At 38.3% G+C, this 25851-nt stretch carries 21 protein-coding genes; 11 read left to right on the top strand and 10 right to left on the bottom strand.

Features of this window, described 5'->3' with window-relative positions; all coding sequences use genetic code 11:
• The first annotated feature begins 61 nt into the window (after nt 1–61).
• Together D0T08_RS12900 and D0T08_RS12895 are read left to right on the top strand one after the other, a co-directional pair.
• The gene (locus D0T08_RS12900) at nt 62–775 is read left to right on the top strand and encodes a 2OG-Fe(II) oxygenase (RefSeq protein ID WP_116983070.1); all 714 of its coding nucleotides are present in this window, start codon (nt 62–64) and stop codon (nt 773–775) included.
• On the top strand, nt 772–1032 hold the full coding sequence (locus tag D0T08_RS12895) for an Ada metal-binding domain-containing protein (RefSeq protein ID WP_116983069.1): 261 nt from the start codon (nt 772–774) through the stop codon (nt 1030–1032). The genes D0T08_RS12900 and D0T08_RS12895 overlap by 4 nt, the downstream gene beginning before the upstream one ends.
• Before the next feature lie 6 nt (nt 1033–1038).
• On the opposite strand, the gene D0T08_RS12890 is transcribed toward D0T08_RS12895, so the two are convergent.
• Together D0T08_RS12890 and D0T08_RS12885 are read right to left on the bottom strand one after the other, a co-directional pair.
• A complete protein-coding gene (locus D0T08_RS12890) occupies nt 1039–1887 on the bottom strand; it encodes a methylated-DNA--[protein]-cysteine S-methyltransferase (RefSeq protein ID WP_116983068.1) in 849 nt (282 codons plus the stop codon).
• A gap of 71 nt (nt 1888–1958) precedes the next feature.
• Nucleotides 1959–2525, bottom strand: coding sequence for a GNAT family N-acetyltransferase (locus D0T08_RS12885; protein WP_116983067.1), 567 nt, complete (start codon nt 2523–2525; stop codon nt 1959–1961).
• A 257-nt stretch (nt 2526–2782) separates the two neighbouring features.
• On the opposite strand from D0T08_RS12885, the gene D0T08_RS12880 reads away from it, so the two are divergent.
• Complete coding sequence (locus tag D0T08_RS12880; protein ID WP_116983066.1) at nt 2783–3916, top strand: lactonase family protein; 1134 nt, start codon at nt 2783–2785, stop codon at nt 3914–3916.
• Nucleotides 3917–4126: 210 nt separating this feature from the next.
• On the opposite strand, the gene D0T08_RS12875 is transcribed toward D0T08_RS12880, so the two are convergent.
• From D0T08_RS12875 to D0T08_RS12860, 4 genes are read right to left on the bottom strand one after another with little or no spacing between them, the layout of a single operon-like run.
• Entirely contained in the window at nt 4127–6232 is a 2106-nt protein-coding gene (locus D0T08_RS12875) for a TonB-dependent receptor (RefSeq protein WP_116983065.1), read from the bottom strand.
• 51 nt (nt 6233–6283) lie between these two features.
• Nucleotides 6284–8341, bottom strand: a complete 2058-nt coding sequence (locus D0T08_RS12870) for a ComEC/Rec2 family competence protein (protein WP_116983064.1) — start codon at nt 8339–8341, stop codon at nt 6284–6286.
• Nucleotides 8338–9633: an acetylxylan esterase gene (locus tag D0T08_RS12865; RefSeq protein ID WP_116983063.1), complete on the bottom strand. Its 1296-nt coding sequence runs from the start codon at nt 9631–9633 to the stop codon at nt 8338–8340. Before D0T08_RS12865 ends, D0T08_RS12870 begins: the two co-directional genes overlap by 4 nt.
• A 23-nt stretch (nt 9634–9656) precedes the next feature.
• Nucleotides 9657–10376 carry a GDSL-type esterase/lipase family protein gene (locus D0T08_RS12860; RefSeq protein WP_116983062.1) on the bottom strand — a complete coding sequence of 240 codons (720 nt, stop codon included), beginning with the start codon at nt 10374–10376 and terminating at the stop codon, nt 9657–9659.
• A 201-nt stretch (nt 10377–10577) separates the two neighbouring features.
• On the opposite strand from D0T08_RS12860, the gene D0T08_RS12855 reads away from it, so the two are divergent.
• The 3 genes from D0T08_RS12855 to D0T08_RS12845 all read left to right on the top strand — a co-directional run bounded on the left by D0T08_RS12855 (nt 10578) and on the right by D0T08_RS12845 (nt 16640).
• Complete coding sequence (locus D0T08_RS12855; RefSeq protein ID WP_116983061.1) at nt 10578–12299, top strand: M3 family oligoendopeptidase; 1722 nt, start codon at nt 10578–10580, stop codon at nt 12297–12299.
• 439 nt (nt 12300–12738) lie between these two features.
• Nucleotides 12739–13737: a hypothetical protein gene (locus D0T08_RS12850; RefSeq protein ID WP_116983060.1), complete on the top strand. Its 999-nt coding sequence runs from the start codon at nt 12739–12741 to the stop codon at nt 13735–13737.
• 11 nt (nt 13738–13748) lie between these two features.
• The gene (locus D0T08_RS12845; protein WP_116983059.1) at nt 13749–16640 is read left to right on the top strand and encodes a 3-coathanger stack domain-containing protein; all 2892 of its coding nucleotides are present in this window, start codon (nt 13749–13751) and stop codon (nt 16638–16640) included.
• Between the two features lie 64 nt (nt 16641–16704).
• Here D0T08_RS12845 and hemA read toward each other — a convergent pair whose 3' ends face one another.
• A complete protein-coding gene (gene hemA / locus D0T08_RS12840; RefSeq protein ID WP_116983058.1) occupies nt 16705–17961 on the bottom strand; it encodes a glutamyl-tRNA reductase in 1257 nt (418 codons plus the stop codon).
• 874 nt (nt 17962–18835) lie between these two features.
• On the opposite strand from hemA, the gene D0T08_RS12835 reads away from it, so the two are divergent.
• The 5 genes from D0T08_RS12835 to D0T08_RS12815 all read left to right on the top strand — a co-directional run bounded on the left by D0T08_RS12835 (nt 18836) and on the right by D0T08_RS12815 (nt 22869).
• Entirely contained in the window at nt 18836–20059 is a 1224-nt protein-coding gene (locus tag D0T08_RS12835; RefSeq protein WP_116983057.1) for a peroxiredoxin, read from the top strand.
• 63 nt (nt 20060–20122) lie between these two features.
• Nucleotides 20123–20668 (top strand): isopentenyl-diphosphate Delta-isomerase, encoded by a 546-nt coding sequence (gene idi / locus D0T08_RS12830; RefSeq protein ID WP_116983056.1) that lies wholly within the window; start codon nt 20123–20125, stop codon nt 20666–20668.
• A 24-nt stretch (nt 20669–20692) separates the two neighbouring features.
• Nucleotides 20693–21079, top strand: a complete 387-nt coding sequence (locus D0T08_RS12825; RefSeq protein ID WP_116983055.1) for a VOC family protein — start codon at nt 20693–20695, stop codon at nt 21077–21079.
• Nucleotides 21080–21182: 103 nt separating this feature from the next.
• Nucleotides 21183–21884 (top strand): peptidylprolyl isomerase, encoded by a 702-nt coding sequence (locus D0T08_RS12820; protein WP_116983054.1) that lies wholly within the window; start codon nt 21183–21185, stop codon nt 21882–21884.
• A 76-nt stretch (nt 21885–21960) separates the two neighbouring features.
• Nucleotides 21961–22869, top strand: a complete 909-nt coding sequence (locus D0T08_RS12815; RefSeq protein WP_116983053.1) for an NAD(P)-dependent oxidoreductase — start codon at nt 21961–21963, stop codon at nt 22867–22869.
• Here the strand turns inward: D0T08_RS12815 and nadD are convergent, their stop codons facing one another.
• The 3 genes from nadD to D0T08_RS12800 all read right to left on the bottom strand — a co-directional run bounded on the left by nadD (nt 22870) and on the right by D0T08_RS12800 (nt 25482).
• Nucleotides 22870–23442 (bottom strand): nicotinate (nicotinamide) nucleotide adenylyltransferase, encoded by a 573-nt coding sequence (nadD, locus tag D0T08_RS12810; protein WP_116983052.1) that lies wholly within the window; start codon nt 23440–23442, stop codon nt 22870–22872. It lies immediately after the preceding gene.
• A gap of 103 nt (nt 23443–23545) precedes the next feature.
• Complete coding sequence (locus D0T08_RS12805) at nt 23546–24691, bottom strand: Gfo/Idh/MocA family protein (RefSeq protein ID WP_116983051.1); 1146 nt, start codon at nt 24689–24691, stop codon at nt 23546–23548.
• Nucleotides 24692–24771: 80 nt separating this feature from the next.
• On the bottom strand, nt 24772–25482 hold the full coding sequence (locus D0T08_RS12800) for a GntR family transcriptional regulator (protein ID WP_116983050.1): 711 nt from the start codon (nt 25480–25482) through the stop codon (nt 24772–24774).
• Nucleotides 25483–25851: the final 369 nt, after the last annotated feature.

The raw sequence follows: 25851 nt of genomic DNA, 5'->3' as shown, positions 1-25851 counted from the left end.
AAGATTCGGCTCGACTCTGAAAAATCCATTGTCCATTTTTGCTGAAACAAATACGAATAACATGACAGAAAATATCGCTCAACGTATAGAAAACTTAAATTGGTCACTGCATACTGAAAGCCTGCATGAGAAAGGATACGCAGTTTTACCCAAAATTCTTACAGAGGAAGAATGTACGCAATTAGCAGCATCATACGATGATAACATGCTTTATCGAAATACTATCAATATGAAACGCTATCAATTTGGGAGCGGTGAATACAAGTATTTTAAGTACCCTTTGCCGGATATTATTACAGAATTGCGGCAATCTATTTACCCATATTTGGCTAAGGTGGCTAACGACTGGATGTTTAAATTGGGGATGAATGAAGTTTTTTCAGGTCAATTAGATGAACTTTTAGAAAAATGCCATCAGGCAGGACAAAATCGCCCAACCCCCTTAATTCTGAAATATCATGTAGGTGACTGGAATGCCTTGCATCAGGATTTATATGGAGAAGTATATTTCCCATTTCAGATTGTGTTCTTTCTAACCCAAACTCAGGTTGATTATACAGGAGGGGAGTTTGTGATGGTAGAAAATCGTCCGCGGATGCAATCTAAACCGATAGTGTTACAGCCTGATAGGGGTGAGGCGGTTATTTTTACTACTAATTTTCGTCCGGTGTTGGGTACAAAAGGGTATTATCGTACCACCATGCGACATGGGGTAAGTGAGGTAAAAAATGGTGAAAGAATTAATCTGGGAATTATTTTTCATGATGCACAATGATAAGACACAAAGATTTAGGTGATAAAACTTTTGTACGCTCGAAAGCATTATTGCTAAAAATACAAAATGGAGAAATAGCTTTTGGTGGGAATAAAAATCTGAAAATCTATGGAAGATTAGATTGCAGGGCAGGTAAAAGAATGAAAGTAGAAAACAGGGTATTCTTTGAAAACGAAACAGAGACGATTAAAGCTGGTTATCGCCCCTGTGCTGTTTGTATGAGAAAAGAATATTTGCTTTGGAAGAATCAACAGTAAAATCATTCAAGCCCTTGCCATTTCCCAACCTAAGATTGCCTTTTTACGGGTTGTACCCCAACGATAGCCGCCAATACCTCCAATTTTTTGCAATACTCTGTGGCATGGAATAATATACCCTAATCGGTTACTACCAATGGCCGTTCCTACAGCTCTTTGTGCAGTTGGTTGACCAATTGTTTGAGCAATGGTATCATAGCTTACCATTTGACCAAAAGGAATTTTTAGTAAAGCCTCCCACACTTTTATCTGGAAATTAGTGCCTCGTAACAAGAGCGTAACAGGTGAATCTGTATTCTCAGTTTCATAGAATATCTGGTCGATAAATGGTCTGGTAAAATCATTATCGAAAATGATTTCAGCTTTGGCAAAATCGGCTTTGAGTTCCTGAATCACCTCATCTTTGTCTTCATTTTCTAAAAAGCGTAAATCTGTGATTCCTCGTCCGGTTACTGCAATTAAACATTCGCCGAAAGGGGTTTCGTGGATGCCATAGTGAATGGTAAGACCCTCTCCTTTGGATTTGAATTCGGCAGGAGTCATGGCTTCATAGTTCACAAATAAGTCATGTAGGCGACTGGTACTCGATAATCCTGACTCAAAAGTAGCATCCAGTAAATTATCGCTTTGGGCAAGTTTTTCTTTGGCAAATTCTTTTGTCAGAAAACGCATAAAACGTTGCGGGCTGGTACCTGCCCATTTGCTGAATAGCCTGTTAAAATGAAATTCTGAGAGCGCCACATGGTCGGCGACTTCTTTCAGACTTGGTTGGTTCTGAAAGTTTTCTTCAATAAAATGAATGGCTTTTTCTATTCTGTTATAATCTATTACATCTTGAATTTCGATAGTTTCCATCTTTTCTGATTGTTTTGTTATATCAAAATTACGATGGTTTGAACACCTTTACAATCTGATTATTGCTGACATTACGAACGCCAATCCCATAATACTACCCGCCATATTTCATTTAATTCAGTATCATGAAAATCTTTGATATTCTGAAATCCGATACGTGCATGTGCTTTTTGCGAACGCAGATTTCTTGATGAAATATCGGTAATACACATCTCATACTTATCTGATAATTCCTCACGTAATTTCTGATACATACCATCAAAAAGCCCCATGCTTCGATAGCCATCACCTACGCAAACCTGGCCCATTACTACATAATTGAACTCTTTTAGCGGGCGGCCTTCAAATTCAATTAAATCAATCGTATCAAACAAACTTCTGATTTCGGGCACATCATTTCTGAACTGAGGCAACATAGCTAAGCAATAGCCCACTACTGTATCTCCATCTTTAGCAATCACACTTGGTTGGGCATCATTCATAGCTTTTAGAACCGAAAACTCATGCTCTACAGTCACGAAACCCTGACTTTCAATTTGCTCAGGCGTAAGGTTTTTTTTGAGATTTTTTTGTTGAAGTGCCAGAATCCCTCTTACATCGGCTTCGCTTTGTACAGTCGTAATTATCAGGTTTTGCATATTTGTATTTGAAGGCTGCGAATACGCAAAAAAACGAAAAAGTATTTAGAAACAGTTTGAGTTAATCTTATTTAATTCAAAATGATTATTTTCTGCAAATACTGCTTCACCAAAATCCTCATTTAGCTCTGCTAAACTGCGGTTTTGCTGTCTTGTCTTTACAAAAAATAATTCATTTTGATTCTAAAAATTTAACTCAAACCGTTTCTTATATTTGACAGATTTTATATTCAAAACTATTCAACCCATCCTCAATCATGTCATTCAAAAATATTTGTTTGTCCTGCTTATCTTTTCTGTTAATATTATCTTTTAAAAGCTATTCTCAAACGGGCGATTACTACCTTTTAGTCGGTACTTATACCAACAAAGGAAGCGATGGTATGTATGTGTATAAATTCAATACGCAAACCGGAGATTTTTCGGAGGTCATTGAGAAAACATCAGGACTCAAAAACCCTACCTTCTTAGCGGTTGCCCCTAACCAGAAATTTGTTTATTCCGTAGGTGAAACGCAAGGAGGTTCCGTACATGCTTTTAGTTTTGATAATAAAACGGGCAAACTAATAAAAATGAATACACAGTCGGCAGGTGGGGATGGTCCTTGTCATGTATCAGTTGATAAAACTGGTAAATGGGTTTTAGTAGGTAATTATGGAGGAGGGAGTCTAAGCGTACTGCCTATTGTAAAGGATGGGTCAATAGGGGCACCAACCCAAACAATCAAGCATGAGGGGCAAAGCGTAAATGCGAGCCGTCAGGAGAAACCACATGTGCACTCAGTAAATATTGCTCCTAATAATGTGGATGTATTTGTACCTGACTTGGGAATTGATAAAATAGTAAGCTATAAACTGGATGCCAAAACTGGGCATCTAACTGCTGGAACACCTGCAGCTACTAAAACTGCCGATGGTGCAGGCCCTCGCCACTTTACGATTCACCCGAATGGCAAATGGGCTTATGTGATTCAAGAATTAAACTATACCGTAACAGCTTATGATTATGCTAATGGAGCATTAAAAGAAAAGCAAACCATTTCTACATTACCGGCTGATTATAAGGGCAACAATTCGTGTGCAGATATTCATATTTCTGCCGACGGTAAGTTCTTATATGGCTCTAATCGTTTTTATGACCATGTTGTGATTTACAGCATCGATCAGAAAACAGGTAAATTGACTTATATTACCAATGAATCGGTTTTGGGCAAAACGCCTCGTAATTTCATGATAGACCCAAGCGGCGAATGGGTATTAGTAGCCAATCAGGATAGCGATAATATTGTACTCTTTAAAAGAGATAAAGAAAAAGGGACTTTAACGCCTACTGGGAAAGAGATAAAGGTATCGATGCCGGTTTGTTTGAAGATGATAAAGGCAAGTAAATAAAAGAATAATCATAGTTCAACCATTAAGTTAAATCTCGTAGGGATGATATATCGGTAGGGAAAAACGTAAAAGTAAAAGAAGTCCCGTAGGGACGGTATATTAAAATAATATATCGTCCCTACGGGACTTCGCTTGTATTAGATAAATACTTTCTACCGATATATCATCCCTACGGGATTTTTCCCATTAGGTTCATTAACCATTATCATTTTATAAATATACCCTCACATTCCCCCCAAACAACCAGTTTCGGGTAGGGGCAGGGTTAAAGAATCTGTTTCCCACAGGATTTAAGTCATTGCCCAGACTATATAATTGATTTAATAGATTATCGCCCCCTACATAGAGATTAATTGCCAGAGGCTTGAATGTTTTCTGGTAGCCTACTCTTGCATTGAGTAACCAGTAACTATTGGCATAAACGGTATTGGCATCATTTACAGGTAACCGGTCAGTGAAATTAATGGTTGAATTCAGATAAAAACCGGGCTTGGTAGTCATATCGAATCCTGATACCCAAACATTACGAGGGACACCCGTCAGACTTTTGCCTGATAAATCAGTTTGTAGTTGTTTATAATTTTTAAACTGATAATCAGCCAAAGTATAGCTCGTGAAAAGGCGCACCTCCTGAATCGGACTCGCTTCTATATTTCTGACCAACCAGCCATTTAAAAGGATTTCCAGACCATTTTGTGTAGTGCCTCCGGCATTGGTAAAGATTTCTCTGCCTGCCTCGTCTACGCGTCGCACAATAGTGTTTTGTAAGCGGAAGGCATAGGCAGTAGCATCAAAAGATAATCGACGATTAAATAAATACCCACGGGTACCGACTTCATAATTGATACCCTTTTCCGAAGCAAGCGAAGGTAAAAAGCTGGTACTTTGGTAACCTGCTATAAACTCGCTCACCAATGGGGGTGAGAAACCACTGCTTACACTTGCAAAAATGGCTACCTTATCTTTTATCTTCTTCAGTAAAGCCACTCTTGGCAAAAAGGCCGATGGTAAGAAATTATCAATAGGCTTGATATTAGGGGCATCAGAAACCCTTAAGAAATCATATTTCACACGGTTATAGCTTGCACCAATAGTCAAAATAAAATCTTGTGGCAGGTCTGTTTCTAATTGGGTGAATAAGAAGTAATTAAAGGCACCTACATTATCATTGGTTTGTAGAGTGTCTATTTTACCCCCTCTGTTGCCAAAGTTACGGATTACCCAATCAGATTTCTGAAACTCGCCTCCAACCGTCAGGCGTGTGGGTAAATTACCTGCACGAAAAGCATAGGTAGTACGGGTACGTCCACCAAAAGTCTGTTCGTTACGGATTTCGTAATTGGTGATGAATGGGTTTTGTAACTCTGAAACCATTCCATAAATGGCTGTTACATTCGTCCAATGTTCATTAAATCGGTATTCCTGCGAAAGCCCTAAATTGAATATTTTCTGATAGATTCCTGCTTTTTGTGCAACTGGTCCGGGAATAACAGGTGTAGACGGTCGGGCTGAACGGGGATTTGCGTCCATTTGTGCCTGTGTAAGTCCCCCAGGTGTCTGATATTTCATATCAGAATACAAGGCTGACACGTTGAATGTTCGTTGCGATGAAGCAAAGAAATTAGAACGCCAGCTTAATACATCTCTTACTAAAGCACTATTTTCACGATACCCATCAGATTGCACATGCGCATAGCTTACTACAGAATTAATTTTCTCGGTAGCCAGATTCCATGAGATAGCCCGGTTCTGTAAACCAAAACTGCCCCAACCTAATGAGGTATTGATATAGCCTCTGGATTTTTCTTTGGTGTTCTGTGAGGCATCAGCTTTATTACCCCCTAAAAGTAATACACCTCCTGTTCCTGCGCCATAGATACTCCCTGCTGGCCCTTTTATTATTTCAATATTACCTACGGTATTCATGTCAATGGCATTCAAAAAAGTATTACCGTTGCCATCAGTAAGCGGAATATCGTTCCAGTAAATCTTTACATTCCGTACACCAAATGGTGAGCGAATAGAACTACCTCTGATAGAGAGGCGGTAGCTTCCCGGAGAACGTTCTTCCATACGAACACCCGGTAAAGTATTAAAAACAGGAACTAAGGTGGTATTCTGAAAGCGCTCAATGTCTTTAATAGTCAGCACACCTACTGAAGCCGCAGTTTCGGTCAGTTTTCTTTCGGTTTCAAATCCTCTTACAATTACTTCGCTTAGCTGTTTAGTAGCCGTGGTAGTATCTGTTTCCTGGGCTAAAGCAGCGGATGAAATGGTAAGAGTAAATAAAGGAATAGTAAAAAATTTAAATTTCATTATATGTTAGAGTTAGAAGCTACTGGATTTTGTTTTAACTTATAAAGACGCTTAATTACCTGTAACAGAATAAGCACCCATATCACGCAACGCTATAATATTTAAACGCAAACTATCGGCCTCATGTTTAAGTTTTTCTATCAGATAGCTTTTGTTCGAATCGTCTACAATAATCAATTCAGTTTGAAAATCCGCAAAAGAATGTGCCAGATTCCTGATAGCATTGTTTGAAAGCAAAACATAATTTGCTTTGCCTTGTAAATTGCCTTTAAAAGGCTTTTGAAGCCATATGATTTTCTTTCCCTCAAAATCCAGAAATGTTATGCCTTGTTTATTCGCGTAGGCAGCGATATTCAATAGATTATGATTCGAAACACCATGCTTGTCATAATAGTTTTTGAGATGAAAATTATAAATCTTTTGATTAGCAATTACACCCGAATCAGCAATAAAGGCGACCGATTTTCCATCAATTAGGCTGATACCCGTTTGTCTTGGTATAAAATGAAATGTCAGTTGTTTTTGCCGACTTTGTTGATAATCTTCATACATATTAAACAAAGCCAGGCAAATAAGGAGCAATACCGAAAGCCTCAAATATTTTAATTCTGAGTGACGAAAAAAAGCAATACCTAAAAAGATAATCGCATACCATGCCAGTAATTCAGGTATAGAAATGGAGAATCCTTTCAGGGTTGATAAGGGCATTTTTTCGATGATAAAGGTAGTTTGATTTAGCAAAAAACACGACCACTTTAAGATAATTGCCAGGAAAGTGGAGACCAAAGGCACCCATGAAAAAATAAGTAGTAATAAGCCTGCTGGCAAAATAAAAAACGAAAAGAAAGCCACAAAAGGATTGGCAATCAGAAAATAGGACGGGAACTGATGAAAATAATAAATGCTCAAAGGTGCCGTAAATAATTGCGCAGCAAAGCAAACAATGGTTCCCTCCCAAAGTGTCCGGATAATGGAATTGGTAGGATTAATCAGTTGATTCAGATAGGGATGCAAATAAACGATTCCAATAATAGCCAGATAGGATAACTGAAAACCCACATCAACCAGCCAATATGGATTATAACAAAGTAATGCTAAAGCTGATACTGCCAGAATATTATAAATATTATGTCGGCGGTTGAGGGTAGTACCCATCTGAATAAAAGAAAACATTACGGTAGCCCGAAGTACGGTTGAAGACAAACCTGTGAAAACGGCATAAGTCCACAAAAGAATCAAAACAATAATGGTAAAAATCCAATTACCATATTTAATTCTTGTCTTTATCCATTTGAGCAGGACAGACAGGACGATGAACAAAATCCCGACATGCATACCCGAAACTGATAAGACATGAATAGCACCCGAAGCTGAATAAGATTCGAGTAATTCACTGTCGATATCATCTCTCATGCCCACAATCATTGCCTTTGCTACCCCATATTCATTTTTATCAGCTAAATACGCTTTAAAAACACTATCAGCGTAAATATTGGCTTTGTAAGATAAATCAAATATTTGTGAGGGCGCTTTGTGGCCTATCTGCAAATATTCTTTTTGCCTTAAAAAATGCTGGGCATAAATGCCTTTATTATGCAAAAACTGTCTGTAATCAAATTCCCCAGGATTCTTAGGCGGGTCAATTTCTGATGGCATGTGCTGTATCAGAAAAACATCGCCGTATTGTGGTCTTTGTGCTTCTGTTTTATTGAAATACAGCAATATTTTTCCGCTTGTCTCCTGCCATTTTTCCACAGCTCTCACCTGTTGTATTTCGGCTTCAACCTTGTAGGTTTTAGATTTTATTTCGGCATTAGATATAATGATTGCCTGATAATGGGTGAAAGTCGCTTGATTAGTAAAATGCGCCGAATGGTTAATAATGGTTTTATGATAAGTTAACACCCAACCAGATACAAATAAGAGTAAACAAGCAGAAATGCCTCTAAGAACGGCATTATGAAAAAAAATGCTGATTAGCAGAATTAACAGCAAACCAGCACCTAAATAATAGAAAGTTGTATGGAAATAGTGAGTCTGCAAATACGCCAATATTCCTGCAATCATGCATAGTAGATGTCTGACAATAGGAAAGGCGTTGAATTTCATTTATTTGTTAATAATTTATCATATAACCAGTTCATTACCATCTCGTTTTCTTCAGGGAAGGTCCAGTGTCCGGTTTCCTGATATAGTTTCAAAGTCTTATTTGAATTAATCACATTATACACAGCCCACATTGATGTTGGTGGACAGGTTTCGTCATTAAAGCCCATTGAGTAGAAACATGGTATTTTTACCTGCTTGGCAAAATTCACTACATCGTAATAAGAAGCTGTTTTGATTTTAGCTTCAGTATTATTATGCGGATTGTTTTTGTCGAAAATATGTGGCCAGCCACCTGCACGACCTTTCAGATAGCCCACCATATCAGAAAGCGCTGGATAAATTGGTGCTGTCCATTTCACGCGTGGGTCAAGTCCGGCTGTAACGATTGATAATGCGCCACCCTGGCTACCGCCTGTAACGGCTAAGTTCTTTCCATCATATTGGGGCAGGCTTACCAAAAAATCATTTGCTCTCACGCAGCCTAAATACACACGCTTGAAATAATATAGGTCTCTGTTATCAAGGTTATAAGTCCAGTAAGCATTTAAAGGCCCTGCCCCTAAATTGGTATATACGTAAGGATCCATTGTAACCGGAATGCCATGAATACCTATTTCAAGAGTGATAATGCCTTTTTCGGCAGTTCTGATGTCTCCGCCATAAGGTCTTACACCTGCTCCAGGTACTCTTAATAATGCAGGATATTTTCCTTCTTTTTTAGGCACGCATAAAATACCATAAAGACGTACAGTACCATATTCGCGGTAGTTTTGCAGGCTTACATGATACACATTCACTGTTTCTGTACAACGCTCCGGCAGCAAAGTCATTTGGGCATCCATCGGTACTTTGGCTAAATCTGCTTTGGCTTTATCCCAGAATTGGGTAAAATCGGTTGGTAATTCTACCGCAGGTTGGATTTTCTCAGGTTCAAAGGCAGCTGTTGCCAGGTTTCTATATTCTTTGCCATCTACTTTAGCTATTATGGTGCATCTTAAAAATCCGGCGGTGTTCATGGTACCTCCATCTAATTTAACAGTGCCATCTTTTAAAACTATGCTGTCTTTTTTGGTTTCAAATTTCTCAGGCCCAATCTGATAGACGATTTTGGCATTTTTAACCGGATTGCCATATTTCAATACCATCACTGAAAACTTTACGGGTTCTCCTATTTTATACGTCCAGTCGTCATGTTCAGGGGCAACAATTACTTTAATAAGTCTTTCGGCCGGTTGAGCAAAGGTGCAGGTCACCAGTAGGCTCAAACACAAAATGAGCAAACTTTTTTTCATGTTAAATAGAGGTTGAATATAGGTTATTTATGATTTTTAAGAAGAATAGGTCTTACAACCGAAGTCCATTGCGCGTAACCTTTTGGAGTCATGTGTAAGCTGTCTTTAATAAAGTACTCTCCGTTCACAGTACCATTAGGGCGATACATTACAGGTACAATGTCTATATAGGTGAAGTTTTTATGCTTATCTATATAGGCTTTAATTAAAGCATCTGCTTTAGCGACCTGCTGCCATTTATCTTTTCTTGAAATAGATGGTTTCATCGAAATATAATAAACTTTAGTTTTAGGCAGGCGATTCTGAATTAGGGTTGCCAATTCTGCAAAGGCGTCAAATACTTGTTCAGGCGTTTTATTATTCCCTACAAAAAGGTCATTTTCACAATAAAGTACAATCTTTTCAGGCTTATAAGGTACAAGCATGCGTTCAGCATAATGAGTCATTTCCGGAAATGTAGAACCTCCAAAACCATGATTAATCACAGACATTGGCGCAAAATCTTCTTTCAGGCTTTTCCAGAGGCGAATGCTTGAACTACCGTAGAAAATTGTTTGCCCTTGTAGGTTATCTAAACCAATGGCAGCATCAGCTTTTTCATAGGCTTCTATTTCTTTTTCAGAACGATTTACCTCATAATTGAGGGTGTATTTTTCGGCAATGGGTGTGTGGGTTAAAGTTTTATGACAGGCAATAATCAGCGCAATAAGGCTGACAATAAGTAGTAAGGGTTTTTTGTTCATAGTTTAATAGATATTTTTACGAAAGTATTGAAAAATGGAAAAACTATGCAGAAAAAAATAAAAAATTAGGCAAAATGCTTAATAGCATAGACAATCGAATCTTTATTAGCAGGCGATTGTTATTTATAATAGTTTACTCGCTATACGTTTGTAGAAAAATATATCTTTGTGCTACATTTTTAAGCTTAGAAAAACAGAATTATGGAAGAAATAGTAATCCCTCAGAGAAAGCCCCGTCAATTTATAGGAGAAGAGTTTTTGTTGACTTCATGGGAAGAAGTACAACCCTTATATGAAAACCTGGTAAATCGCCCCATCAATAATGTGCAGGATTTGCGCCAATGGTTTATCGACCGTAGCGAATTGGAGTCCTATCTCTCAGAAAATATGGCCTGGCGTTATATCAAAATGACTTGCGATACTGCCAGCGAAGAAAAACAGAAAAACTATCATTTTTTTGTAGAACAGATTTTACCCAACTCATCAGCTTTTGATGACCAATTGAATAAAAAGGCCTTAGAAAGCCCTTATTTAAGTGAGTTGCAGGATAAAGGCTTTGATATTTCGGTTCGTGGCATGAAAAAGGCAGTGGAGATTTTTCGCGAAGAGAATATTCCGTTGGCTACTCAGGTACAAACTAAACAAACCGAGTATCAGGTGATAACAGGGGGCATGACTGTCAATATTAATGGAGAAGAAATAACCTTGCAAAAAGCAGGTGATTATTTGCTATCGCCGGATAGAGCAGTCAGAGAAGAAGCCTGGACAAAGATTTCAGAACGCCGTTATCAGGAGCATGAAAAACTGGATAATCTGTTCAATGAATTGAGAGACATGCGACATCAGATGGGGATCAATGCAGGCTTTGCCAATTACCGTGACTATATGTTTGCCGCCATGGGCCGCTTTGATTATACACCTCAGGATTGCTTCAATTTCCATGAGGCTGTTGCTGAAACCGTAGTGCCATTGGTCAATAAAATGGCTAAAGAAAGAAAAGAGAAACTGAAAGTAGACGAGTTACGCCCCTGGGATTTAAAAGTTGATACAGATGGTAAACCTGCTTTAAAACCTTTTGCCAGTGGAGAAGACCTATTGGATAAAACAGTTCAATGCTTTACAAGCATAGATGCCCGATTAGCTAATTATATGCGGATTATGCGCACAATGGGACACTTTGATGTAGAATCACGCGTGGGTAAAGCGCCGGGGGGATATAATTATCCTTTAGAAGAAATTGGAGTGCCATTTATTTTTATGAATGCGACCTCAAATCTAAGAGACGTTGTTACAATGGTACATGAGGGCGGGCACGCTATCCATTCTTTTGAAACAAGAGACTTACCAATCAATGCTTTCCGTAATACGCCATCAGAGGTGGCAGAATTGGCCTCTATGTCGATGGAATTGATATCTATGGAACACTGGAATGCTTATTTTGATAATGAAGAAGACCTGAAACGTGCTAAAGTAGACCATCTGGAAGATATTTTAGAAGTGCTTCCGTGGATCGCCACCATTGATAAATTCCAACACTGGATTTATGAGAACCCTACACATAGTATTGAAGAGCGTCAGGAAGCATGGTTGAAAATTTTTGAGCTATTCTCTGATTCAGTGACAAGCTGGAAAGGTTTTGAGCGTTTCAAAAAATATGTATGGCAACGCCAGCTACACGTTTTTGAATTACCATTCTATTATATCGAATACGGTATGGCACAGTTAGGAGCTATCAGTGTCTGGAGAAACTATAAACAAGATACTAAAGAAGGCCTGGCAGGATACCTGAATGCATTGAAATTGGGTTATACTGCGCCAATAGGCAAAATTTACGAAGCCGCTAATATCAAATTCGACTTTTCAAAAGAATACATTGCTGAGTTGATGGCATTTGTTGAAGGGGAGTTGGAGAAGTTGAAGTAAGAAGAATTTCCTGGCGCACGGGCTTCGACTCCGCTCAGCCGCCGGACTTGGCGCATAATTAGGAAGTAACTAATTAAAATGATACTTGTATATAATTAGTAACCAATTGAACTAGCAAATCGGTCCCTGAGCGGAGTCGAAGGCCCCGATTGAGAAGAAGATTATAACTCCCAATCTATACTCATAAATTAGAAATCCCTTGTAAAGCAGCAATAAAAGCTAATTTACAAGGGATTTTTAACATAAATCTATACCCTTCACCCTACTACATTTAGTAGTTTTTTCAAATCTATTCTCTCTCTACTTTTGAATGTTCAATTAGATTAGACTTAAAGTCTTCTAAATGGCAACCGAATTCATCCATATTCAAATCCGGTAATTAAGACTGCTCTTTAGAAGCTAAAACTCATTTCTAAATCTTATTTAATCATTTAATGCTATGAAAAAAAACCTTTTACTTCTGTTCTTACTGTTAACAGTTTCACAGCTATTCGCTACTATTCGCCGGGTAAATAATAACCCTGGAGTAACGCTGGTTACTAATTTGGTTTTTTCTAATTTCACTGCTGCTCAGACAGCCGCGGTTGACGGGGATACTATTTATATTGAACCATCTGATATTAATTATGGAAGTATGTTTTTTAGTAGAAGATTAGTGGTTGTAGGGCCCGGTTATCTACTGAATAAAAATCCTAATACTCCTTTCGATAAGCGGACTGCCAGAGTTAGTAATGTATCATTTGGCACAAATTCAAGCGGCTCAAAATTAATTGGAATAGAGGTTAGAACCAATAATGGGAATTTTTTTAATATCTCTACATCAGCAGCTGTTACTGAGATAAATATAGAATTCTGTATGTTTAATGAATTGATAGGTAATAGTATCTTTAATAATTCTGTTGTATCGAATTGTTTTCTTGTAGGTAATATTTCAAAAAGTGGATTATCAATTAACAATTCATTAATTAATAATAATATTATTTTAGGGTCGGTTCAAACAGTAGGCAATGACAATATAATCAAGAATAATATTATTTTCGGCGGAGCCGATTATGCATCGATTTACTTTAATAATATTATCTATCAGAATGGTACGCCTGAATTATCGTTTAATTTGAATGTTAATGTTTATAATAATGTATGTGTAGGATGTAATGGCACTCCTGCTAATAACAATTTCTTTACCACTACACCCAATACAATTTTTGTGGTAGCAGAACCTCGTACATTTGATGATTTAGAAGATGATAATTTTGTGCTAAACGCCAGCTCTCCGGCAAAAGGTAAAGGGGTGGGCGGCATAGACTGCGGCGTTTTTGCCGGAACTAAACCTTATGTCTTATCAGGTATCCCACCATTTCCAATGATTACTGCATTTACTCAAGGAGCGCCATCCGGGGGCAATATACCTATTACTATCAGTATCAAGCGTAACTAAACTTTCATAAAATGAATCAGAAAATTAGCCTTTGGTGGCTAATGATGGGCATTTTAATCACAATCCATTCTTATGGTCAGAATATTAACAAAATAGAGTTTTTTGTGGATACTGACCCAGGCATAGGTTTAGCGACAAATGTGCCGATTAGCCCAATTTTGCAAAAACAGATAAGCAATCTTAAATTTAATGTGCCTGTTGGCAGTTTATCACCTGGGGTACATAAACTTTATATAAGGGCTCGCGCTGATGATGGGAAATGGAGTACGGTTTTTGAGAAAACAATTTCAGGTGCTACAACGCTTCCGATTCCGGCTATTGTCAAAGCAGAGTATTTTATCAATACTGACCCGGGTTTTGGCTTGGGTGTAAATATTCCTATTACAGCCGGACAAACAAGCTTACCAAATGTTAATTTCATAATTCCATCAGGTAGTCTGACTGGCAGTACTGATTATTTGTATATCAGAACCAAAGATGAAAGTGGTAAATGGAGTGAGCCGGTGATGAAGCAACTGGATAATATTTTAACCCCTCCAACTCCTGCCATAGTTAAAGCGGAATACTTTATTAATACGGATCCCGGCTTTGGACTGGGTATAAATATTCCTGTAACAACCGGACAAACAACTTTGACGAATGTCAACTTTACGATTCCATCAGGGAGCCTAACTGGAGGTACTGATTATCTATATGTGAGAACTAAGGATGAAAGTGGCAAATGGAGTGGGGTTTTGATGAAACAATTAGATAATATTGTAACTGCTTCGACTCCTGCGATAGTTAGAGCGGAATACTTTATTAATACTGACCCTGGGTTTGGCTTGGGTGTAAACATTCCGATTACAACCGGACAAACGACGCTGACGAATGTAAATTTCACGATTCCATCAGGGAGCCTGGCAGGTGGAACTGATTATCTGTATATCAGAACAAAGGATGAGAAAGGTAAATGGAGTGAACCATTAATAAAGCAATTGGATAACATCGTCAATCCTCCCACACCTGCCATAGTTAAAGCGGAATACTTTATTAATACGGATCCTGGCTTTGGACTGGGTATAAATATTCCTGTAACAACCGGACAAACCACTCTCACGAATATCAACTTCACGATTCCTTCAAGCAGCCTGACTGGTGGAACAGATTATCTGTATGTGCGAACTAAGGATGAGAAAGGAAAATGGAGTGAACCAGTAATGAAGCAATTGGATAATCTCGTCAATCCCCCTCAATCGGCCATTGTCAAAGCAGAATATTTCATCAATACTGACCCCGGCTTTGGATTAGGAGTGAATATTCCTGTAACAGCCGGACAAACGACATTAACGAATGTAAATTTTACGATTCCCTCAGGAAGTCTGACAGGTGGGACAGATTATTTGTATGTGAGGTCTAAAGATGAAAGTGGTAAATGGAGCGAAGTCTTCATAAAGCAACTGGATAATCTTGTGATTCCTCCTGCGCCTGCCATAGTTAAAGCGGAATACTTTATTAATACCGATCCTGGCTTTGGACTAGGTATAAACATTCCTGTAACAGCCGGACAAACGACGTTAACGAATGTGAATTTTGCGATCCCTTCAGGCAGCCTCACGGGTGCGACAGATTATCTGTATGTGCGGACGAAAGATGAAAGTGGTAGATGGAGTGAGCCAGTAGTGAAGCAATTAGATAATATCGTCAATCCTCCTGCATCGGCGATTGTCAAGGCGGAATATTTTATCAATACTGATCCGGGCTTTGGATTAGGTGTAAATATTCCTATCACAGTTGGACAAACAACTCTCACTAATGTCAACTTCACGATTCCCTCAGGCAGCCTGACAGGTGGGACAGATTATCTGTATATCAGAACTAAAGATGAGAAAGGAAAATGGAGTGAGCCATTGATGAAGCAATTAGATAATATTGTGACTCCTCCCGCCTCTGCCATTGTGAAAGCTGAATATTTTATCAATACTGACCCTGGATTTGGATTGGGTACTAACATAATAATTCCGGCAGGACAGACGACTTTATCAAATATAAGTTTCAATATCCCGACAGCGAGTCTGACAGGTGCAACAGATTATCTGTATATCCGTACGAAAGATGAGCAAGGTAAATGGAGTGAGCCGTTGATGAAGCAATTAGATAATATATCAAGCTTAACTCCGGCTATTGTGAAAGCTGAGTATTTTGTGGATACTGACCCGGGATTTGGTTCTGGTATTAATATTCCGATCATAGCAGGTCAAACCACATTAGCCGGGGTTAATTTCAACCTGAATTATGGCACCTTATCTAATGGAGATCATTCGCTTTGGATACGAGCGAAAGATGAGCGAGGAAGGTGGAGTGTGGTGGCTACCAAAAGAATTATCAAGGCTACACCACACATCATGGCTGATGCTAAACCAAATCCGGTTTGTCTGGGTGCTCCTATAGCTATCAATTTCACAACTAATAATACAGGCTCGTTTATGTATACTGCCTTTATTTCGAATGCGAGCGGTTCGTTTTCGGAGAAAATTGCTTTAGGAAATCTTACAAGTAGTACTACAACCGCTACTATCAATGGAGTGATTCCATCTTATATTGCCAAAGGTGAGTATTACAAAGTAAGAATTGAATCATCGAATGGGGTTGAGGGGATTGAATCAGATTACCTGCTGATAAATGCCTGTACGACAGACTGTAATCAAACCCTTACTTTGGCTAGCTCGACTGATGATTACAACGGACAATATTTGCTGAAACAAAGTAATCAGCCTATTACGGCCACCAATATTATTTCGAATAATTCGAATGTGATTTACAAATCTGCTAAATCTATTATATTGATGCCTCAGAATGGAGCAGGGTTTTTAGTGAGTGGGGGTTCTGTATTCAGAGCAGAGATAGAGGGTTGTCCACAATAGGAACAAAAAAGGAAGCCGACTTAACTGTCGGCTTCCTTAAACTCAAATTTATATACCAGGATTATTAAACCGTTTGTTTTTCAAGATTGAATAAGTCATTTAAGACATCAATCAGGGTTTCGGCTTCACCACGCTTACAAGCTGCTTTTAACTGTAATACAGGTAATTTAATTACCTTTTGCATCATACTTGCCGTGATTCTCTCCATTTTCTCTGCTTCTTCTGCCGATAATTCTTTTACAAAACGAGCCATTTCTTCTTTTCTGATTTGCTCCAAAGCTCCTTTCAATTTCTGAATGGTTGGTGACACAATCATTTCCTGCGACCAGTTGTTAAACTCTACCAAAGCATCAGCAATAAGGCTGCGTACTTGTGGTACTGAATCCATACGGCGTTGTAAAGCCTCGTTCGCACGGCGTTGAATCTCATCTAAATCATATGCCACAATACCTGCCAGTTCTTCTACATCCGGGCTAATGCTACGAGGCACAGAAAGGTCAATCAGGTATTTAACAGCTAAAGATTTCTTTTTTAGTGTGTTTTTGGTAATCAAAGGTTCTTCTACACGTACCGACGAAATCACAATATCTGCAGCTAATATCTGCTCATGAACAGTCTGGAAATCAGAAACTTTGAAACCTAATTCCTGCGCCAAAGCCTCAGCTTTTGCTGCTGTGCGGTTGGTAACTGTAATATTCTGATAATTTTTATCTGCTAAAGTTCTGCATACATCTTCACCGATTTCACCTGAACCAATCACTAAAATTTTAGGATTAGTCAACAATGGCAAGAAACTCTCTAATACTTCAACTGTAGCGTAAGATGTAGACGCTGCTCCATCTCTGAAACCTGTTTCTTGAACTACTTTTTTATTGGTAAAGAAAATAGTGTGCAATAAGCGGTGTAAGAATGGCCCTGCCATTTGCATATCTGCCGACCATTGATAGGCATGTTTCACCTGATTCGGGATTTGCAAATCGCCAACTACTTGTGATTGCAGACCGATGGCTACTTCAAAAAGGTAATTTACAGCTTCGTTATGGTCGTTGATGAAATCAAAATAGGGTAGAATCTCATTTGAATTGAGAACTTTTAAACTAGCTACTAAGCGAATGATTTCTTCGCTGATGTTATTTTCCGAATAATAATAAATCTCAGTACGATTGCAAGTAGAAAGAACAAGTGTCTCTGAAACCTCAAATGTTTCACGTATTTTGAGCATCAGATTCTTACATTCCTCTTCATTAAGTGCAATTTGCTCTCTGATATTCAGAGAGGCATTTTTATGAGAAATAGTTATTGCTTTAAAGTGTCCGTACATGTCCGTCAGTAATTCACTGCAAATTTACAGTCAGAAAACAATATGATTGTTATGAAATGTTATGATTTTCGTCAGTTTTTGTAATTTAGAAAGGTTCTAAACTTCAAAATTTGTTTCGGGATTTTTCAACTAAGAAAAATACAAAAGTAGATTTAGTAAATAACTGTCAGTAATTGATAACGTAAAACCTACTGAAACAATTCAAAATTAGCGGCTAATATTCTATCATAATACTCTTTTTCTACCAATGTACAAAAAAGCGATTTGAGTTGACGAATTGATATGTTCAATTGATTTTGAGGTTAAATAAAGCAATGGGAAATACTAAACTGTAAAATTCTTCATTAATATCAATTGCCTGTCAAAATCTGATAAAGTATTTAACAGTCTGATTTTATCAAAAACCCCCTCAAACTCTTTGAAAATACAATCTTAAATCGGAAATTAAGGGGGACGCCTAGTTGAGACGCTCAACCTTGGATAACCATTCACAACTAGCCGTTCATATAACAATTTTTACAATGGAGGGAGAAAAAAAGAAAATCAGGATAAGTGGCATAGGAATAATGGACTATATATCTGCATATTATGAGCAGATAGATTGGGTTTGTGTTAGAGTCCCAGCCACTGACTCGAAAAAAGGTTACCGATATGGTGGGAACCTTTTGAACTGGATATAGATGGTTTGCAAGTATAAGCCACGAAAGTGGCATCGAAAAAGGTGACCATTATGGTGGGAACCTTTTTGACTGATTATAAACAAATAAAAGAAAATATATTTTGTAAATAGTATTAAATATCAATCTGAACCCTATCTGGTTGGTTGACTAATAGAAGTGAATCTTTATCTTTGCTCTGAATATCTGAAGAAAACATGAAAAAAATACTCTTATTATCCCTGATTGCTTTAGCTTCTTGTAAAAATTCCACTGAATTGAAAACCGGTACCTGGCGTGCCACTATTGAAACCACTGGAGGGGAATTACCTTTTGGTTTGGATATTCAGAAAGAGGGTGATGGATACGCAGTGCAAGCATTGAATGGTGATGAAAAACTGAAAATGGATAGGGCATTCGTAAAAGACGATTCATTGCATATCCCGATGGAAATTTTCGATGCTGAAATAGTGGCTAAGGTAGAAAGTGAGCAAATGACTGGCTACTGGAAAAAAATGCGCTCAAACTTCACTTTTGTGCAAAGTGCTTTTAAGGCAGAATTTGGCAAATCCTATCGCTTTACTGAAACAAGTGAAACACCGAAAGTATCGTTAGCTTCTACCTATGAGGTTTTATTCCTTTCTCCCGATAAGCAAGACTCAACCGAATCTGTTGGACTTTTTGAAACCAATGGGTCACAAGTGAAAGGCAGTTTCCTGACTACTACGGGTGATTACCGATATCTGGCAGGAGATATTATCGGCGATAGTCTGAAACTCTCTTGTTTTGATGGTACACACGTATACTTGTTCAAGGCAAAAATTGAGGGCGATAAACTCGCAGGGGGTGGATTCTGGTCGGCTCCATCAGGTTTTGAATCATGGACTGGTATGAAGAATGATAGTGCTAAATTACCAGACGCAACGAAATTGACGTATCTGAAAGAGGGTTACAAAACTGTTGATTTTTCATTTGTGAATACTGAAAATAAGAAAATATCATTGAATGATGATGCTTATAAAGGCAAAGTAGTGGTGATTCAGATTATGGGCTCATGGTGCCCGAATTGTATGGACGAAAGTAGGTTTTTAGCTCCCTGGTACAAGAAAAACAAAGATAGAGGGGTTGAAATCATAGGGTTATCTTATGAAAAAAGCGCGGATACCTCTTTTGCTTTCCCGAAAATCAAAAAGATGAAAGAACGCTTCGGAATAGATTATCAAGTCCTATTGGCCGGAACCAATAATAAAGACGAGGCCTCTAAAACCTTACCAATGTTAAATAGAGTAATTGGTTTCCCGACTACGATTTTTATTGATAAGAAAGGACAGGTAAGAGAAATTCACACAGGTTTCTCCGGGCCGGGAACGGGGCATTATTACGATGAATTTGTAAACGATTTTAATCGCCTGATAGATAAGCTATTGGCAGAAAAATCTTAAATTGAATCCATAATAAACATTTTATAAAGAGCGGGTGTTTTGGATATAAAAAGCAAATAGCATATGAGTGTTGACACAACAAAAATAATATTAGTGAATGAAGCGGACGAGGAAGTAGGTAGCGGGGAGAAACTTTCGGTACATCAGCAAGGCTTATTGCACAGGGCTTTTTCGGTGTTGATTTTCAACGATAATAACGAGTTATTGATACATCAAAGGGTTTTTGATAAATACCATTCAGGAGGACTTTGGACTAACACCTGTTGCGGACACCCTAATGTAGGTGAAGATATAAAAGCAGCGGCTGAACGTCGATTGGGAGAAGAAATGGGTTTTACCTGTGATTTAGATTTTCTATACAAATTTCATTATAAAACTACTTTTGAAAACCAGTTGACCGAAAACGAGATAGACCATGTATTTACGGGTGTCTATAACGATACATTTGATGTGAATCCGGCAGAGGTTTTAGATTATAAATGGATTACGGTAGCAGATATTATGGAAGAGGTAGCCAACAACCCGCAGGATTATACTTTCTGGTTTAAAAAAATTCTGAAAAGCGAAGAGTTTCAGGAGTTTGTAGCGGCTAAGCCTGTTTTATCATAATAACCTATATAAAAATTATCCTCTATGGAAAAGCGAGTAATCGGCATTGGAGGTATCTTCTTTAAACCGGAAGATAACGCCGCCTTAAAAGACTGGTATAATAAACATTTAGGGATTGAATCTGAATCATGGGGTGCCGTATTTGAATGGAGAAGAAAAGATAATCCGGATGATTTAACTTCAACGGCCTGGAGTGTGTTTAAGAAAGAAACGACTTATCTTGAACCCAGCAAGAAAGACTTCATGGTCAATTATCAGGTTGAAAACCTTGCTGAATTAATGCCAGTACTTAAAGAAGAGGGGGTTACCATTGTAGGTGATATTGAAGAGTCAGAATTCGGCAAGTTTGCCTGGATACTTGATCCGGAAGGCAATAAAATAGAATTGTGGGAGCCGCCAAAAGGCAGTTGATCCTATTCAAAATGATGGTTTAAAGAGAATTAAGATTAATTCAGGGGGATTCTTGTCCTTTCGATAATTATTGTATTTTTGTGCTTCTATTATCAATAAAAGCATGAAAAAAAGTCTATTAGTTATTTGTTTTTTGCTGATTACGTCAGTAGCATTTGCTCAGAAAAAATCTAAGAAAGATTACCTCATTACCTTAAAAACTACCTACGGAACCATGCATATGGTTTTGTTTGACGATACTCCCTTACATAAAGCTAACTTTATAAAATTAGTCGATAAGAAATTTTTCGATAGCTTGTTGTTCCATCGTGTCATTGAAGGGTTTATGATTCAGGGTGGAGACCCGACCTCAAAAAATGCTAAACCAGGCGATAGGCTGGGTAGTGGCGGTGGAGATTTAGAACGTATTCCTTTTGAGTTTAAGTCTAATCATGTACATAAAAAAGGCGCCTTGGCTGCAGCCCGTGATGGTAATCCTGAGAAAAAATCGAGTGCCTGCCAGTTTTATATTGTGCAGGGGAAAAAAATGAGCGACGAGGAAATAAGCATGATAGCCAATCGTAATCAGATGAATTATACCACTGAACAACGGGCAGATTATATCGGGATAGGAGGTGCGCCAAGATTAGATAATAATTATACCGTTTTTGGCGAGGTTATTGATAATTTAGATGTGATAGACACCATAGCCAAACAACCAAGAGACGAGGCTGACCGTCCATTAAAAGATGTAAAAATGGCTATGACTGTGAAGAAGATGAAGAAGAAGAAGATAACTAAACGATACGGTTATAAATATCAGTAATAAGGATTCCATAATAGATATTCAGCTTTCTATAATAATTCAGTGTAAACAACTTTAAGCGATAAATACTTTGTGTATGAAAAAGATATTAATTACAGGCTCAAATGGTTTGCTAGGGCAAAAACTGATGGAGTTACTTATTAAGACCAGTGGCCACGAAGTAATAGCTACTGCACGCGGTGAAAACCGGTTGCCATTCAAAGATGGGTACACCTATACGACTATGGATATTACCGATAAAGCACAGGTGCTGGAGGTAGTTGACCGCATACAACCAACTGTAATTATTCATACGGCAGCTATGACAAACGTAGATCAATGCGAAAGTGCCAAAGATGATTGCTGGAAACAAAATGTGAATGCCGTAGAATATCTGGTTGAAGCCGCCGAAAGAACTCATAGCTTTCTACTACACGTTTCTACTGATTTTATCTTTGATGGGAAAAGCGGCCCCTATAAAGAAGAGGCTGAGGCCAATCCATTGAGTTTTTACGGCTGGAGTAAATATGCCGCAGAAAAGATAGTAATCAATAGCAATATCCGTTGGGCTATCGCCCGCACGGTTCTGGTGTATGGCATTGCGCATGACATGAGCCGCACAAATATTATCCTATGGGTAAAGAAATCGTTGGAAGATGGTAAGAATATAAAAGTAGTTACCGACCAATGGCGCACGCCTACATTAGCCGAAGATTTAGCTAAAGGCTGTGCCTTAATTGCAGACCAGGAAGCAGAGGGCATCTTCAATATTTCAGGCAAAGACTTCCTGACTCCTTATGAAATGGCTATTATGACAGCTGATTATTTTGGCTTAGATAAATCACTTATCGCTCAAGCCGATTCTACTACGTTTACTCAACCCGCCAAGCGTCCGGCAAGAACAGGTTTTGATTTAACGAAATCCCGTGAAGTATTAGGGTATGAACCGGTTAGTTTTACTGAGGGCATAGGAATTCTGGCAGAGCAAATAAGTGTAAATGCCTGATTATAAATAGAACTTTTTCCAACGGATATATTCTTCTACTACATCGCTTACCATATAGCGGATGGGCTTGCCTGCTTTGATACTATTGCGGATAAAGGTAGCCGATATGTCTAATAGAGGCGCTTCTATAAATTTGACTTTAGGATGATTCTTGAAGTTATGGTCAGGTGTATTTGGCCTTGGATAGACATATAGTTCATAATACTCCAGAATCTTGTCATAGTTCTTCCAGTTCTCAAACTGCACCAGATTGTCTTCTCCCATTATCAGTTTGAATTCGTGTGTAGGGTGGCGTTCAGTAAGTTTGGCAAGTGTATCAATGGTATAGCTCGGTTTAGGCATAGAGAATTCTATATCATTGGCTTTCAACCGATAATTATCTGAAATGGCTTTTTCCACCATTGTCAGGCGGTCAAACTCATGCAAAAGCCCTTTATTCTTTTTGAAAGGATTCTGCGGTGAAACAATAAACCATACCTGTTCCAAATCGGTAGTATATGCCATCGTGTTGGCAATAATCAAATGCCCAACATGAATAGGGTTAAACGAGCCAAAAAATAGACCAATCTTCATTGCACGTCCTGTTTTCTTAAAAGCACAAATATACAAGGAAATAAAAAACGGCAGTCACTCAATTTGAGGATGACTGCCGCTTGATGTATTTATTACTAAATAATTATACAGTCACCCAAGCTTGTTTGCGGTGGCTTTCGATGATTCTTTCACAAATTAATAATTCGCGTAAACCATCGGCAAATGTTGGGTAAGTCGGATTTTCCGGTTGTTTGCCTTCTGCTACAGCTGCGTATACTTCTTTAAACAATTGTTTCGAAGTATCTGGGAAACCTTCGTTGTGCCCACCAGGGAAGCTGATTAAGCTGGTTGCTTCGCGATAAACCAATGATGGGTCTTTCATTAATACCTGATTCGCACCATCACGTTTTCCAATCCACATTTCGTTTGGTTTTTCAGAACACCACTCGAAATTAGCTTTAGAGCCTGAGATTTCGATATTCAAACGGTTTTTACGACCGGCAGAAACCTGACTAACCGTTACGCTACCTTTATTACCATTATCAAATCTCAATAATACATTGGCGTGGTCTTCGGTATTGATAGGAACTTCCTGATAATCAGAAGCCTGCAACATTTTGCCTGAATACGTTTCAATGGCTTTCAATGGTTTCAAACGGGTTTTATGAACTGTCGAGAAATCAGCCATTACCTCAGTTATTTTCAAGCCTGTGATATATTCAGTTACATCTAATAAGTGCGACCCGATATCAGCAATCGCTCTTGAATCACCAGATTTATCCGGCTCTAAACGCCAGTTATAATCAGTTTGGTAAAATAACCAGTCTTGTAAGTATGAACCCAAAATTGAATAGATTTCACCTAAATCGCCTTTTTCACGCATAGTTTTCATCTGGCGTACTAAAGGATAATATCTCAGGTTAAAATGTACGGCATTTACTAAACCTGTTTCAGCTGCTATTTTAACCAGTTCTTCTGCTTCTTCAATTTTAGTAGCTAAAGGTTTTTCACAAACTACGTGTTTACCTGCTAATAAAGCTGCTTTTGATTGCGAATAGTGCAAGAAGTTAGGTGTACAAACGTGGATACACTCAATGTCTTCCTGTTTTAACAAATCGTCAAAAATATAAGCTCGTTCGATACCCAAACCGGCAGCCTTTTCGGTCGCCAAATCAATATTAGCTTCGCAAAGAGCAGCTACTTCTACATTTGGTAAGCGGCGTAGGGCTTCGATATGAGCTGGCCCGATAAAACCCGTTCCGACAACGGCAACTTTAATTTTTTTCATAGTTGAATAAAAAACCCCTAACCCCTGAAGGGGAATTTTTTTGTTAAATAATCACCCCCCTTTAGGGGTAGGGGGAGTTGTTAGTTAAAACTACTTATAGCGTATTTTTCAGTATTGCAATAAATCAGACTATATAAATAAAAACCTTCTTTCGATGTGCCGTAACGCCTCAGAATCTGCAAAATCGGCGACTTTACTTTGGTTTTCAGCAAAGTAGCAATTTCTTTGGTGGCGGCAATAGCCCGGACCTCCTGTTGCATACTATTGACATCTATCTGGTATCGCATAAAAAGCGTACGGAATAGTGAGCCATCAATCAAAGGTTCATCTGTTAATGCTGAAAGGCTTTCGTTTGGAATGTAAGTTTCCTCAAGTATCACCGGAAATTCTTCTACCGACCGGAGACGCTTCAAAAATACAAATTCTGTATGAAACTCCTGATGAAGTAAATGTTTAAAAATTGGCTCAGTGATGGTCTGCGATACCGGCCCTTCCAAAATAGAAGTTGTACCATGTCGGTCGCTGGCACCAACAACCTCTGTCCACCCTTTTAATGAAAGTAAGCCTAAAGACTTACGGATGGATGCTACTATACTCCCTTTACCATGTTGACGAGTAATGTATCCCTCTTTTACCAATTCATTCAATGCCTGACGAACAGTCATGCGTGTGGCACTGAATTCTGCGCAAAGGTCGTTTTCTGAGGGGAGCAAACCACCCTCTATATATTGCCCTGAGGTAATTTTCTCCTTTAAATGAGCCTGGATTTGCCGATAAAGCGGTATCTTCATAATATTACCCTTGAGCTAGAGAGAGTAAAAGATGCAAAAATAACAGGCTTTTGGATATACACACTATTCTGCTCTTCTATTTATCAAAAAAGGCACTCAGGATTCCCGAATGCCTTTCCAAGACGAAAATACTTTAACCTATGATGAATACCCCGACTGGCGGGGAACTCAAAATCTTTATGCTTCTTAACGAAGCTTAATAAATATATTTATATATAATTATAGTCTTACCAAAGAATACCATACAAAAAAAGAGAAAAAACGTTGTATAGGCAAATATTTATGCGGTTTTTTTTGAGATAGATAATATTGCTTTAAGTATTGGTCAAAAAAGTATTAGAAATGTTAAAAATTTTATATTCGGTATCA

The sequence above is a fragment of the Emticicia sp. C21 genome (assembly GCF_003418935.1).
Taxonomy (GTDB): Bacteria; Bacteroidota; Bacteroidia; order Cytophagales; family Spirosomataceae; genus Emticicia.
This window is presented reverse-complemented; position numbering and strand designations above follow the sequence as displayed.